This window comes from Actinacidiphila glaucinigra, assembly GCF_900188405.1.
Classification (GTDB): Bacteria; Actinomycetota; Actinomycetes; order Streptomycetales; family Streptomycetaceae; genus Actinacidiphila; species Actinacidiphila glaucinigra.
The window spans coordinates 58,149-71,502 of sequence record NZ_FZOF01000035.1 but is presented as its reverse complement, the minus strand read 5'-3'; the positions used below and the strand labels follow the sequence as shown (position 1 = coordinate 71,502).

14 protein-coding genes are annotated in these 13,354 nt (G+C 68.6%); 5 read left to right on the top strand and 9 right to left on the bottom strand.

Annotation, left to right across the window (positions count from 1 at the left end; genetic code table 11):
- Positions 1–27: 27 nt before the first annotated feature.
- The gene (locus CHF15_RS39110; protein ID WP_089228690.1) at positions 28–1,938 is read right to left on the bottom strand and encodes a hypothetical protein; all 1,911 of its coding nucleotides are present in this window, start codon (positions 1,936–1,938) and stop codon (positions 28–30) included.
- A 623-nt stretch (positions 1,939–2,561) separates the two neighbouring features.
- On the opposite strand from CHF15_RS39110, the gene CHF15_RS39105 reads away from it, so the two are divergent.
- Together CHF15_RS39105 and CHF15_RS39100 are read left to right on the top strand one after the other, a co-directional pair.
- Positions 2,562–2,930, top strand: coding sequence for a profilin (locus tag CHF15_RS39105; protein WP_089228689.1), 369 nt, complete (start codon positions 2,562–2,564; stop codon positions 2,928–2,930).
- 603 nt (positions 2,931–3,533) lie between these two features.
- Positions 3,534–3,998: a hypothetical protein gene (locus CHF15_RS39100; RefSeq protein WP_089228688.1), complete on the top strand. Its 465-nt coding sequence runs from the start codon at positions 3,534–3,536 to the stop codon at positions 3,996–3,998.
- Positions 3,999–4,109: 111 nt separating this feature from the next.
- Here CHF15_RS39100 and CHF15_RS46160 read toward each other — a convergent pair whose 3' ends face one another.
- Together CHF15_RS46160 and CHF15_RS39090 are read right to left on the bottom strand one after the other, a co-directional pair.
- Positions 4,110–4,304, bottom strand: coding sequence for a hypothetical protein (locus CHF15_RS46160; RefSeq protein ID WP_245939298.1), 195 nt, complete (start codon positions 4,302–4,304; stop codon positions 4,110–4,112).
- Positions 4,305–4,505: 201 nt separating this feature from the next.
- On the bottom strand, positions 4,506–4,994 hold the full coding sequence (locus CHF15_RS39090; RefSeq protein ID WP_143681738.1) for a hypothetical protein: 489 nt from the start codon (positions 4,992–4,994) through the stop codon (positions 4,506–4,508).
- A 311-nt stretch (positions 4,995–5,305) separates the two neighbouring features.
- Between CHF15_RS39090 and CHF15_RS39085 the strand changes: the two genes are divergently transcribed.
- From CHF15_RS39085 to CHF15_RS39075, 3 genes are all read left to right on the top strand, one after another.
- Positions 5,306–5,710, top strand: a complete 405-nt coding sequence (locus CHF15_RS39085; RefSeq protein WP_089228686.1) for a DUF3592 domain-containing protein — start codon at positions 5,306–5,308, stop codon at positions 5,708–5,710.
- A gap of 398 nt (positions 5,711–6,108) precedes the next feature.
- A complete protein-coding gene (locus CHF15_RS39080; RefSeq protein WP_089228685.1) occupies positions 6,109–6,906 on the top strand; it encodes a DUF1963 domain-containing protein in 798 nt (265 codons plus the stop codon).
- Between the two features lie 216 nt (positions 6,907–7,122).
- Entirely contained in the window at positions 7,123–8,190 is a 1,068-nt protein-coding gene (locus tag CHF15_RS39075) for a DUF4190 domain-containing protein (protein WP_089228684.1), read from the top strand.
- A 103-nt stretch (positions 8,191–8,293) separates the two neighbouring features.
- Here CHF15_RS39075 and CHF15_RS39070 read toward each other — a convergent pair whose 3' ends face one another.
- The 6 genes from CHF15_RS39070 to CHF15_RS45305 all read right to left on the bottom strand — a co-directional run bounded on the left by CHF15_RS39070 (position 8,294) and on the right by CHF15_RS45305 (position 13,002).
- Positions 8,294–8,974: a hypothetical protein gene (locus CHF15_RS39070; protein ID WP_220093388.1), complete on the bottom strand. Its 681-nt coding sequence runs from the start codon at positions 8,972–8,974 to the stop codon at positions 8,294–8,296.
- Between the two features lie 180 nt (positions 8,975–9,154).
- On the bottom strand, positions 9,155–10,417 hold the full coding sequence (locus CHF15_RS39065; protein WP_220093387.1) for an amidohydrolase family protein: 1,263 nt from the start codon (positions 10,415–10,417) through the stop codon (positions 9,155–9,157).
- Positions 10,418–10,531: 114 nt separating this feature from the next.
- Positions 10,532–11,431, bottom strand: a complete 900-nt coding sequence (locus tag CHF15_RS39060) for an isocitrate lyase/PEP mutase family protein (RefSeq protein WP_089228681.1) — start codon at positions 11,429–11,431, stop codon at positions 10,532–10,534.
- 56 nt (positions 11,432–11,487) lie between these two features.
- A complete protein-coding gene (locus CHF15_RS39055) occupies positions 11,488–12,135 on the bottom strand; it encodes a GntR family transcriptional regulator (protein WP_179280172.1) in 648 nt (215 codons plus the stop codon).
- 459 nt (positions 12,136–12,594) lie between these two features.
- Positions 12,595–12,750, bottom strand: coding sequence for a hypothetical protein (locus CHF15_RS45310; protein WP_179280171.1), 156 nt, complete (start codon positions 12,748–12,750; stop codon positions 12,595–12,597).
- 81 nt (positions 12,751–12,831) lie between these two features.
- Positions 12,832–13,002: a hypothetical protein gene (locus CHF15_RS45305; RefSeq protein ID WP_179280170.1), complete on the bottom strand. Its 171-nt coding sequence runs from the start codon at positions 13,000–13,002 to the stop codon at positions 12,832–12,834.
- Between the last annotated feature and the right edge of the window lie 352 nt (positions 13,003–13,354).

The following is a 13,354-nucleotide window of genomic DNA, read 5'->3' as shown; positions in this document are numbered from 1 at the left end:
GGATCACGCACGACGCATCATCGGTGTTCAGCGCGAGGCTGCCGCGGCCGCGTCAAGGATGCGGTGCAGGACAGGGACCGGGATCGCCGGGTTGGCGGCCGCTGCGCTCGCTGTGTCGCGGTCGTGCAGCAAACCGGCCAGGATGCGGGCCGGCAGCCGCGGATTGCGTACCGCCGTGCCGCGGATGTGGACGTCCGGGTCGTTCAGCAGCCGCACCGCGTCCGCCGGTGACAGCCGGGGGTCCTGCGCCGCGCGGCGGCGCACCTCCGCTTCGGGATCCCGCGCCAGGCGCGCGACGTCGGCCGGTGTCGACTCCGGGTCGTCCAGGGCCAGGCGGCGCATCCGCCCGCTCGGGTCGTCGATGTAGCGCAGCAGTCCCGTACGGGGAAAGTTGGGGTGACTGCGGGGCCGGCCGGGGTGGCTGAAGCTGCCGTCCCACCAGCTCCACACCTCCAGCAGCATGTCGGCAGGCGCGTCCTCGCACGATTCGGCGAGGAACAGGCGGACCACCCGGTCCTCGTCCCGTGCCAGGCGCGCCACGACATCCGGCGGGAGGTGCCGGGCTCGGGCCACACTCCGGCGGACCAGCGGGTGGGACGACGCGGCGAGATCGCGCATTGCGTCGGCGTCACCGTGCAGGTCTTCGACCCAGGACAGGGTGCGCGACATGGACGTCGGGTCGAAGTCATGGCGTATCGTGGCGCGTTGCTCCTCGGTGAGGTCGGCGCGCACCGCCACCGTGGAACGGATGTCGCCCTGCGGGTCCTTTGCCAGCACGGCGACGCCGTGAGCGCCCAGGCCCGGATTGGCGGCCAGCGCCCGGCGTACGTCCGCGTCCTCGTCCACGACCAGCTCCGCCTCCAGCTCGGGCGCAAGACGGCACCGTTCGAGCGCCCGCCGCGGGTCGGGCAGGGCGGCGAAGACCTCGCGTGGCATGGGCACGCCCGCGTGGTGGGCGAGCAGCGCAGCCGTTCGCACCGCGTGGTCGGTGTCGGCCAGCAGCCGCTTCCGCAGCGGTTCAGTGAGGTCTTCCCACCGGGCGCAGGCCGCCGCCCGCACGCGGGGATCTGCGTCGGCCGTGAGGCCGGAAAGGTGCCGTGCGGGGAGCCTGGGGAGTTCGGCGGCTTGCGCGCGGGACGGGCCGGCGAGGAGGTCGTCGTACAGGTCCTCGGGGAGTTCGGCGCCCCAGGCGCAGGCGTGCTCCGCCCACAGCATGCGTCGATCCGGCGACGGCTCGGCGCGCACAAGGCGTACCCACTGATCGGACGTGAGCTTGGGCCGGAAGGTGTCGGCGGGCCTTGCCCGCACCCGCGGATCGGGGTGCGCCACGGCGGCGTCGAGGACGGCGGGCCGGTCGCATTCGTGCAGGAAGCCCTCCTCGACGTCCAGCAGCCGGATCAACAGCTCGTCCGTCGCGGCCGGATTGGACCCGATCCCCTCCGCCCAGTGCAACGGCCACGCACGTCGGCCGGGCACCTCCGCCCACACCTCGGCGCGCTCGGCCTGCTTCTCGAGCCCGGCGGCCGCAGCGGCCGCCTCCAGCCGCTCCGGAAGCCGGTCCAGGGCGGTCACCGAAGACCCGTCCTCATCGGGCACCTCTGCCAGCAGCACCTGCCCGTCGAGGGAGAGTGCCACGAACCCGGGGCTGCCGGTCAACTCCGGCACACCACCCCCGGCGTGCCGTACCCGGGTCCACAAGGCGTCATTGCCGCCGATCCGGTACCTGAGGACCGCCACCAGGAACTCACCGTCGACATCACACACACGACGCCACCACGAGGCATCGATTGCCTCGCGGGCCGCTGCGTCCGGCGCCGCGACCCCCCGGGCGATCCGCCAGCCCGCCTCCGGCGGGAACAGGCTGCCCGGGCGCACGTCCTCGACCACCGTCAGTCCGGCGCGAGCGAGTAGTTCGTGGAGTTCGACTTGGCGCTGCACACGGTCATGATCCTTACCGACACACGACCGGACAAGGCCCACAAGCACGCGAGTGCAGCGCGTTGCAGCGCACGGCAGCCGTACCTGCTTGGACTTGCCGACCTGCGTGCGCAGCACCAGCAGCCACCCGTCACTCGCCGGCTTCGCCCGGTTCGAAGCGCACTGTCAACGGGACGGCATCAGCCGCCTTCGGACGGGTCGCGGCCAGTGTGTTCGCGCACCGCAGACCGACTTCGTGCAGGCGCCGCATCCAAGCGCCGCCACACAGCGGTCGTCGGGGACCAGGCGAGGGACTATGCCGGAGTCGGCGTGGCCCCTCGCGCCGTGTCAGGCGCGGGCCCTGTTGCGATCACGCGGGAGGACAGGCCTGGAAGCACCGCCCCGGTGTCAGCGGCGAGCACGCTGCCCAGCGCTCCGCTGACGACGAATGCCCGCAAGGCGCACGGTAGGGCGCTGCGCGGCCATTGACGGCGGAATCGGTGGTTGACCTGCGCGTGCGCTGGTCACTGGCCCGGAGCAGCACCCCGCGCGGGAAACCGCCCCACGCCGCAGGCTGGCGGTATGCCCGCCGTCTTCGACCCGAGTCCGGCAGCCGCCGGCTCCCCATCGGAAAGGAGCGGTTCATGAGCTGGGAACCGTCCTGCGAAGGCATTGTCCAAAGCACTCCGGGCGTGGATGCGGTGTTCCTCGCCGACCTCAGCGGCAGCCTGTACGGCACCAGCGACGCCGCGCACTGGCACCCCTCGCCCCAGGAGACCAAGGAGATCGTGCAGACGGTCCGCGATCCCGAAGCCACGCCGCGCCTGGCGGTTCAGGGCGAGAACTACGCGCTCACAGCCCGACAGGACGACACCGTCATCGGCAAGAAGGACGACAAGGCAATCGTCGCGGTCGCCACCAACAAAATCGTCATCGTCGCCCGCGTCGACGAAAACGCCGCACCTCAAGCCCTGCGCAAGCTCCAGACCTACGCCGCCGAAAACGCCAGCTGACGATCAGCGGCAAGAAGCAGCCCACCGCGCCTCCGACCACCCCAGGTTGCCTGCCGTCGGTATACGCGCAATCCGGACCGGCTACGTCAGCTACGGCCCGGGGCAGCCTGCCCGTCCACCTCCACTCGCCGACCGAGAAACACCGCACGGGGTTCCATCCGGTCCATGCTCGCGACGGCACCAGGGCCAAGCACCGGAAGGCCGGGGCTGCGAGAGTGAAGACGTCGCCCGCAGTCGGAGAACGCGCGGGGTTGGAAGCGACCGGACGGCCGCACCCTGGTGATCCTCGACGAGGACCTGGCCGCACTCCCCCTCCCAACGAAAACGCACGGTAGAGATCCTCAGGTGCGTCGACGCCGGCGACAGCGACAGCGACAGCGACAGCGACCCGATGCTCTACGGGTGCCCGCACTCGCCGGTTCCCGATCCCACTCCGGTCACCGGCCCCCCGCCCGTCCCGCCCAACAAAGGCCGCCCAAGCAGAGCCGCAGCAGGTGAGGAATCGACCGTCGCGGCAGAAAGAACAGACGTACTGGGAAGCACAGCTTTGAGAGCACCAGGGGCCCGCAGAGCTGCCAGTGGCTGGCGGCTAGGGTCTTTGACGTGAGTGACCACTACGACCTGTTTTTGGCAGTGAACCTGCCGCCGGACCTGCCCGAACCAGTGCTTTCCGAACTGAGGTGGCTCCTGGGGCAGGCAGACATGCCGGCAGAGTTGAAGTCTGCCTCCTGGGAGGGCTCGTTGCACGAGCCCTGGCCGACGTTCGACGGTGGTTCGGCGAGCCTCATCTTCGACGGGGCCGATGTGTCCCTGCTTGTCCATGACGTAGATAGACCGGACCAACCGTGGGCCTTGACCGTCCGGACGTGCGTCCACGAGGACGACTTCGAAGTGACTATGGACATCGTCGGATGGCTTCTTCGACACGCGACAACGCGAGGATGGGTCGGGTTCGTCCGTGACAACGGTCTGGGCCAGGTACACCATGTCGTGCGCCACGAGGACGGCTTCGATCTTGTAGAGGTTTGTCCGGCCAGCCAGCCAAGTTTTTCCTGGTCATCGCACTAGCCCGCCCCAGGCGGTGCCGTGCGACTGGCGGTGTTCTCAATCCTGGCGAACAGCTACGGCGATCGTTCCATGGGGCGCTCGCGGCGCCGGGTCCATCGCACCTGGGGATTTCTAGTCGCCGTCGCTGCCCGACCGGCTCATGCTCCGACGCCGGCTCCTGTCCGATTGGCGAAGCAACTTGCCCGCAGCAAGGGTCACGGTCGCAACGACACGAACCCAGCGGGGCCCGCCGCGCTCGGCCCATACCACGCACACGCACCCACCGACGACAAACGCCAGCACCCCGAGCAACACCACAACGAACATGTTCTCCAGCTCCGCAAACACAGGGCCCTGCCGACCCGTCACCTTGCAGACGCACCTCACGAGCCGTCGGTTCCCAATCCCACTCCCGGCCACGAGCCCGCCACCCGTCCCAGCAGCCCCGGCAACAGCGGCGCAGGCAGCGCGGCAGAAGGTGAAGCATGCCATGAGCGACGATCCGGCCGGCACCTGAGGCCAGTGAATCTACGAACTCGGCCTGTCCGAGGCCGTCGAGCGGGGACCCTCGCCGGGCTCGAGATCGACGCCCCGAGATCCAGGAAAGGCGTCAGCAGCGAAGACCGCGGTGGCCACTCCGAGGAGGACCTGCCGCGTGGGCAGGGCGCGCAGTTCGCGGCGCAGGCTCTGCTGAGGTTCAGCGGGCTGGTAAAGGATGAACAGGGCGAGATCGATGGCCGCGGTGACGCAGGCGTACGCAGTGCAAGGTCCACGACGCTCATCAGGTGTCACTCGTAGCCGAGATCCTTTTCGGAGTGCAGGAGCCACCCGCCGTCCTCCTTGAACCAGGACGAAGGCGGTGCGCTCAAAAACGTCGTAGTACCCAGAACCCGGCTCGTGGCCGCAGGTGAACCACAGGGCCTCGATCCGCGCCGTCTGCGGGGTCTCGCTGACGACGGTCACCTCTTCCAGCGTGAACACGGCGCCCAATTCATCGGTTTTATCGCGGTTGTGCACTCTGGCGTACTCGGCGCAGAAGTCAGCAGGGCTCTGGAGAGCATCTGAACCCCTCGGGTGTAGGTCGCGGCCGGCTTGTATGAGCCCTCCGTAATAGGAAAGGCTCCGCCTGCCTCTGCTGACTCAGCTGCAGATGCCGAAGCAGATCTGCTGGTCGCCGCCGGTGATCGAATCGACAGAGACTGCCGCGGGCATGTCGATCACTTCGTGACACGCGTGGACCAACAGCCCTAGAGTGACGCGCGGTTGCCGCATGACGTGCAGTCCTGCACCGCTCGGCGTTCCTGCGGCCGGCATCCGGGGGGAATGAAGTGTTCGGTCTGGTGATTCTGGCGGCTGCGTCGATTCTTGTCCTGTGGCTCTCGTGGCGCATCTTCCAGGGAGGCCGTGCGTTGCGCAAGCGCGGGATCCGGACTCAGGCGAGGTGCGTGAACATCGCAGGAGGGCCGAACGGAAACAACACACTCACGATCGAGTTCACGACGGACGGCGGCCAGGGCATACGCACAACGGTTGCCCCGTTCGACATCCCGCCTGCCCGTGTAGGGGGCCTCCTTGCGGTGGTCTACGATCCGCGGGAACCCGTCAACGTGTCGACCCCCGACCGTGTGGGGAACGGCAGGGTGGCTCTCTGTTTCGTGGTCGTCTCGGCAACGACGCTTCTGCTGTCGTTCGGCCTGCTCGCACTCAGCGCGCTCGCGCTCGTGCTCGGCTAGGCGCGCCGATGGAACGGCCACCAGCCACGGTGGCCGCTCCAACGCCGACAAGACCCTGGTGGTTCCAACCGTCGACGCAGATCAAGCGCCTGCCGTCCCGCTGGCGGACAGGTGGGCCGGCGCGCTGGGACGGTTCCGGACCACGCCTCGCCTGGGCGGACGTTGACCAGTGGCCACGTGGTCTGGTCACCGCTGCTCCTTGTGGTTCCCCGTTCGGCACCGCCTTACCTGGCACGGCTGTGGCATGCCCAATCCCCTCGATGCGAACTATGGGCACGACGGTCGCGAGGCCTGTGGTGCTCGTCAACCGGTGGTCGAGGGTTTGCCTCGTTGGTCTATGGTCACCTCGGTTGCTGTATGTGTGTGCTACAGGGCGTCAAGTGGGAGGGGATCCGGGCATGCTGTTCGATGACTCTGCCAGCTTGAGCCGTGTATGCACCGAACGGCTCGGTGAAAAGGCTGGCCAGCAGTTTGCCGCCATGGCCCGCCGTGGCTTCCAGTTGGTCCGACCCACGGACAATGCGCCGGCCACTGGGCAATGCCGCCTCGGCGGGGTCGCGCTGCTCGAACCGGGCACCACCTGGCCCGAACAGAGCGGGGTGCCGCTGTCCCTGCACGCCGTGCTGGACACCGATGCCCTTGCTGCATGGCTGGGCGACGAACTGCCCGTACGGCCCGGGCTGCTCAATTTCTTCTACCTCGATCCCGACTTGCCGTACGAGGAGTACCGCAAACTGGATGCGATCGGGCCCGCGGCGTACTGCGTGATTCCCGCCGATCCGGCACGCGCGGTCGAGACGCAGGCACCTGTTCCGGCGAGAAGGTATCCGGCCGTACCTCTGCACGCAGCTGAGCTCACCATGCTTCCGGACTGCTGGGATGTCGAGGACGAAGACGTTGAGTTCGACAAGGAACAGCACTGGGGTGCGGCATCGCTCATTCTCAGCGAGATGGGAGATCTCGACGGGAACACCGCCGGCAGTCACTGTGCCTTCGGCTGGCCAGACACTTCATACACGCTCAAGGTGACCTCCCGCGAGGACGATGGCCCCGCAGTCCATCTGCTGCAGCTGGCGGAGGACGCGGACCTCGGATGGGGCTGGGGCGACGCCGGAACGTTGTACTTCACGATCCCGGTCAGGGCATTCACGACCGGGGACTTCCGCCAGGCCACAGCGAAGATCCACTGCTGTTGAACCGGGCTCCCGCCAGAAGGACTCGGAAGGGCGCGGCGCCCGCGGCCACGCGCATGCCCGAGTGATCGCGACTCCCGCTACGACAGGGGCTGTTGGGTCCTGATTCACTTCACTGCCGCCTGCCGGACACATCGGGACTCCGGTTCGGGCCGCGATCAAGAAACCGGATATATTCGCGCAGCCGTTCGCCCGACCTCCCATGAGGAGCGCTGTTCCGTGGACTCGCCGAACCCGCCGTCCTTCGCGCCGCCTTCCGCCCCGGCGCGGCCACCGCTGAACGGGCTCGCCGTCGCGGCGCTGGTGTCCGGGCTGCTGCTGGGTCTGCCGCTGCTCGGCGTCGTACTGGGCGCGATGGCGCTGACCCGGATCGACAAGCGTGGGGAGCGCGGCAAGGGCATGGCCACGACCGGCCTGGTCCTGTCGTCGCTGAGCACGCTGGTCTGCGCCGTCACCCTGGCTCTGGGCACTTACCAGCTCCCGAAGGGCCTGGGCGAGGAAGCAGCCGGGGCGGCGCCCTACAGCGACGACTACTTCTCCCTCCGCAAGGGCGACTGCATCGACACCGGCAACGACGAGTTGGCGTACGCGTTCCTGGAGTTCTCCTTCGTGTCGTGCGAGGGCCGGCACACCGCCGAGGTGTACGCAGTGTTCGAGATCGCCGACCGGTACGCCTTCCCGGGCGACGACGCTGTCAGCGAGAAGGCCGACACCCGGTGCTGGGACCTGAGCAACAGCTACGCCATGGACTCCTGGGCGCTGCCAACGGGGGTCGAGGTGACCTACTACGCGCCCAGCAAGGAGAGCTGGGCGGACGGCGACCGCCAGGTGACGTGCCTGTTCTACCGGGACCCCGCCGGTCCCCTCAAGGGATCGGTCCGCAGAGACGAGACCATGCTCGACGAGCACCAGGTCGCCTACCTCAAAGCCGCCAACGTCATCAACGACGCCAGATTCGGCCTCAAACCGGAAGCCGACTACGTCAAGGACGACTTCACGGGCTATCGCCAGTGGGCACACGACGTCGCAGTCGCCCTCGACGAGCAGGCGCGCATCCTGCGCGTCCACCAATGGCCCGCCGGAGCGCAGCCGCACGTAGCAGCGCTCCAAACAGAGATCGAGGCTGCCCGCCCTCACTGGGCGAACGCCGCCGACGCGAAGGACGTGGGAACGTTCTACGACCACTACGAGGCGGCCCTGCACAGGCCCGGCCACGAACAGGCGATCAAGGCACGTGAAGCACTGAAGCTCACCACCTCCGACGACATGCCGGAATCCGTCGTCTGAACCGATGGCCGGGGAGTCTTCCGCCGGCCGGACGCGTCCCAGCGGAGGCGGACTCACTGCCCCGAGAGTCCCCCGTGGTTACCTGCGCTCGCCGTCGGAGCTGCTACTGCGCCGGGCAAGGATCACCGATTGTGGGCTTCCTCCGCTCGCCCTCGGGGGTGAAGGTCGACGATCCGCTGAACGAGCCCCTGCCACAACGCACTGCGAGGAGCAACGGTTGCTGGTGCTCGGGCGGCCACGCTTCGGCTCCTGGTTCGCTGCCGTTCCACAGGTGGAAGACCACCATCGGGCGCTGCGGATCCTCCGTGAGGTAGGCAAGCGTCTTCCCGTACAGCGGGTTGTTCCCGCCGAACAGCACGGAGGGAGAGCCGAACTCCGCCGTCACCTCCGCCCACGTGCGGTCCACAGCCGCCCACTGCCGGACACGGCCCGCCAGGGCCTCGTACGCCTCCCCCGTGAGCACGTGGTCAGGCTTGAGCCAGCCGCGTCGATGCACGAACTCCGCGTACACCGAGGCGATCACGTGGTCGTCCGCCTGCCTGGGGAACAAGTCTCGGAAAGCTCCCGAGATGCCTGTGGAGGTCCACAGCCCGCGGTCTTCCCACTCCCGCTGAAGCTGAGCCCATGCCTCAGGCTGGCGCTCCACGAACAGCAGGTGATCAATCAGAATCCGAAGAGCTGTCGCGCCGCCGTACATCCCGGGCCGGCGAAGGGCGAGGTTGAGCTGATCCACCAGATGGGCGTGGATCTCTTCAGCAGCGGCGAACGCAGTGGGAACGGTCACCCGCACAGTCTTCCGCATGAGGACCGCTTCAGACCCCGCCCCGGATGGCTGCGCTCTCCAACGCGCCCTCACTGAGCAGCGGCTGGGTGTGTTCGATGGCAATGTCGCCCGACGGCAGCCGGCTCGCCCCCACGAGCGACGACGAGACGGTGCGGATCTGGCGGCGGGGGCGTCGGGGGGCTACTCCGTGGCCCCGCGTACACGGTCGCGGATGCCGAGCCGGTCGACCGGGCGGCCCTGAAAGTAGACGGATTCGATCCGGCGCGTGTTGGTGATGTCCTGCAGCGGATCCGCACTCAGGACGACGAAGTCGGCACGCTTGCCCACTTCGAGCGTGCCGCGGTCGGCAATCCCCAGCAGGGCCGCGGACTCCCTTGTGGCGCATCGGAGGGCCACGAGTGGTGGCAGTCCTGCCGCTACCAGGGCTTCCAGTTCACGGTGTTCGGCAAAGCCGGGGATCTGGGTGAGCAGTCCGGTGTCCGCCGAGAAGACCACCCGTACGCCGGCGTCGACGAAGGTCCGCAGTGTGCTTTCCATGCGCTGGTAGGCCTCGGTCGTGTCGAACAGTGGCTGGGGGGCGTTGCTCTTGATCCTGGTGCGCAGGTCGGCGATCGCCTCGGCCGGCATGAGATCGGCCAGAGCCGGGTCGTCGAGCCAGCCGTCGCCGTCCGGTCGTTGGATGCTCATCGACGTGAAGACCGCGACGTCGCGGGTGGTAACGAGGTCGAGGAGCTCCCGGTCGGGAGCAGGGGTCCGGGGAAGGTGCGCGAGGATGTCGGCGCCTGCGTGGATCGCCGCCTTGGCATCGTCCACGGTGTAGATGTGGGCGGCGGCCTTCAGGCCGTGCGTGTGCGCCTCGTCGATGATCGCCTGGTAGACGTCCGGTTGCAGCCTGGCCTTGGCGCCGTGCCGGTCGTCGAGCCAGAACTTGACGGCGTCGACGTTCTTGGCTGCCAGTGCGCGCACGTGTCGACGGGCGTCCTCCGCGCTTGTGGCTTCGTGGACCGCATCGGCGGCGAAGAAGGGACCGCCGTTGCCGGAGCCCGGCGTGGGGGCGACGATGCCAGCGCCCGCGGTGAAGAGGACGGCGAGGCCCTCCTCGAGGTCGCCTTTCCGCTGCCTGTCGCGGATGCGGACCTCGGTGTCGTCCCGATCGGTGCCGAGGGACTGGAACACGCCGACGCCGTAGTAGGCCAGACGGCGAAGATGGTCGAGGACGTTGTCGGTGGAGAAGTTCGCAGCGTCCGCTCCCGCCCCCTTCCAGTAGCCGATGTGCCCGTGCGGATTGACGAGGGCGGGAATCACGGTCTTCCCCGCCAGACAGACCGTCTGCCGCGCAGGGCCGGCGCCGAGGGCATCACGCGGGCCGATCACCTCGATCAGGCCACCGCGGACGACGATGCCGCAGTCGTCGATGACGCGTTCTCCGTCGCCCACGATCACCCGGGCCCCTTCGAAGAGGACCGCCGCGGGCGTCCGCTCACTCGGCGTCCGCCCGGAAGATGCTGCTGCCGTGACGCTCATGGCCCTTCCTTTCGTACAGGGCGGCGGGACCGTCTACGACGCGGTCGGCGCCTGGGTGTAACGCGCGCTGCGCCGTTCGAACTCGTCGTAACCCATGAGTCCTTCGAATGTGTGCTGCTGGGTCACCGACTCCTTGACCGCCGCGACGTCGTTGTGCGCCCGCAGCGCTTGGAGAACGTCGGTGACGTTCTTCGACGCGGCCCCGATCAGCGTGTACCACAGCAGGATGACGTCGGCGCCCGCTTCGCCGTATTCCGTGATCGTGTGTCCCGGGACGTCCGAGCCGGGTACGTCGAGCAGGTCGCCGGCGACCATGACGGGTGCGTCCAGGCGCTTGCGGGCCCGGGCCAGGGCGTCCGCGGGTACGGCCGGCGCGAAGACCATGTCGGCTCCCGCGGCGATGTAGCTCTCGAGCCGGTCCAGGCACTCGTCGACGTCATGGTTGACCCATGCCGCGTCGGAGCGGGCGATCACGAGGAAGTCCGGGTCGGTCCGGGCGTCGACCGCGGCGCGGACCTTCTGCGCCATCTGACGCTCGGGCATCAGCCCGGCGGGCGCGGCGGTGTGCTTACCACCCAGGTTGTCCTCGATGTGGACCCCGCAGACCCCCGCCGATTCGAAGGCCCGGATCGCCCGCCAGATGTTCGGGGCGTCGTAGAACCCGTTCTCCGCGTCGGCGAGGACGGGTACGGAGGTGGCTTCGACAACGCGCCGGGTCAGGTCCACCATGTCGTTCAGGGTGAGCAGTCCGACGTCCGGCATGCCGAACCCCGAGGCGGCCGCGGCGAAGCTTCCCAGGTAAGCCGCCTGGAAGCCGGCTCGCTCGATGAGTTGCGCGCTGAGAGCGTCGTACGCACCGGGCAGGATCAGAGGCTGGTCGGCGGCGAGGAGCACCTTCAGGGACTTCCTGCGCGCCGTAGCGGAATGGGACATAGGGGTGGGTTCTTTCTGCGAGGTCCTTCGGAGGGCGCGCACGTGCGGCCTTGCCGTCAGACGAGGAAGTCCCGGTAGCGGCTCAGCCGCTTGCGCGCGGTCTGCATGTTGTGTCGCTTGAGCTGCTCGGCGCCCTCGGCGTCGCCGCGTACCAGTGCGTCGATCACCATGCGGTGCTCGGCCAGGCTCTCCTGCATCCGCCCGGGCGTCATCAGGATGCGGCGCCGGAGCAGATGGGACTGGTCACGGACGCCGACCAGCATCTCGGCGAGAAAGCTCTGGTCGGCCAGTTCGATGACGGTGTCGCGGTACCGGTCGATCGCGGCAAGGAACACATCGATGTCACCGCCCTCCGCGGCCTCGTCCAGGCCGCCGCCCTCGGCGAACAGTTCCTGGAGTTCCGCCCAGTCAGCCGGCGTGGACTTCTGCGCGGCGAGCCGGGCCGCCAGGCCCTCGAGGAGTTCCAGGACGTCATAGATCTCCTGCAGACGGTCGTGGTCGAGCCTGGCGACCACCACGCCGGCGTTCGGGGTCCGCTCGACGAGCTTGCGGGCCTCCAATGCCTGCAGGGCGGACCTGACCGCGAACCGCGTGGTGCCCAGCTCCTCGGCTAGCTGCACCTCCGGCAGCCGATCACCCGGGGTGAGGTCTCCTCGCAGGATCCGCTCACGAAGTTCGGATTCAACGCTCTGACGCTTCACCACGGGTCCCGCTCCCTGTGCATGGCCTACCGCCTCACCACCGACGCTAGGCCCGCCGCACATGATTGTCAACAATATTGTCGCCAATCGCTTACCTGATTGGCGACAATCTTTTCCGGGATTGTCGCCAACCTACCCGGAGTAGCGCAGCGGCTACTCCGGCTAGAGCCCTCGGCGCGGGAAGGGAAGAGTTCGAGGCAGACCAGCTCCGTCCACCCGGCGCCGACCCGCTGACCTGCGCGAATACGACAGCACCCAAAGGGCCAGCACAGGGGAAGATGCAGGGGCCGGCGCAGGAAGCATCACAGAGGGCGACAGACACACCCGGGGGCACACCACACCGCGGACACCTCGCCGAGCTCGCTCGGCCGCGGCAAATCCACATGGCGGCCACACAACGCCGCGGCCCGCGCGTGCACCGTGCAGCGGCATACACCGCTGCACGGTCGGCGCGTGAGCCGGTTATACGCCTTCGTCGGAGACGGGCCGGTGCAGGTCGGGGCGGTCGCAGCACACATCGAATCCGCCGTGGCAGTCGGACTCGATGTCACCGGAGGCCGGGCAGAAGTACAGGCTGGCGCCGGGCTTGCACACGTGCGGCTCGTCGGCAGGTGGCATGGGGGTTCTCCTCGGTAGGGGGCTGCCTCAAGCATGGGAGAGGGCCCGTGGCAGGGGTGACGACGGGCCCTCTGCGCGCGTTCACGGCCTCCAGTAGTCCGGGGCGGCCGGGCCCCAGCCTCGCTCACCGCTTTGGTCGTCAAAGGACGTGCCGAGAGTGCGGGCGTTCCGGGCATCGAGGTACGGCAGGTCGGTTTCGCCGGGTTCCGGGATGCCCGCGTTGCGCAGCCGGGAGGTGGCGCAGCGGTCCATGGCCACCCCATAGTCGGGGCCCGCGGTGGGGTGGTCGGGGACGACGGAGGCGTTCGCGGGCCTGTCGTGGTGGGCGCCGATCGTACTGACGCCGAAGGCGAGAAGGCCGACGACACCGGCACCTATGACGACCGGGAGTACCGCATGAATCCCCCTCGGATCTGCCGAGAGGCGGTCAGGCTACGGCTTGCGCAGCAGGTCGGCCGGGAGGTGCACGGCTCCGTCTGCCGCTCCGGAGCAGGGCTCGTGGTCGCCACCTCCACCACCAGGAGCACCTGCGCACCCGGGCTGTCCGGCCGATACACGAGCACCCCGCGGAGTTGATCTTCGGGATCTCGACCGGCAAGTGCCG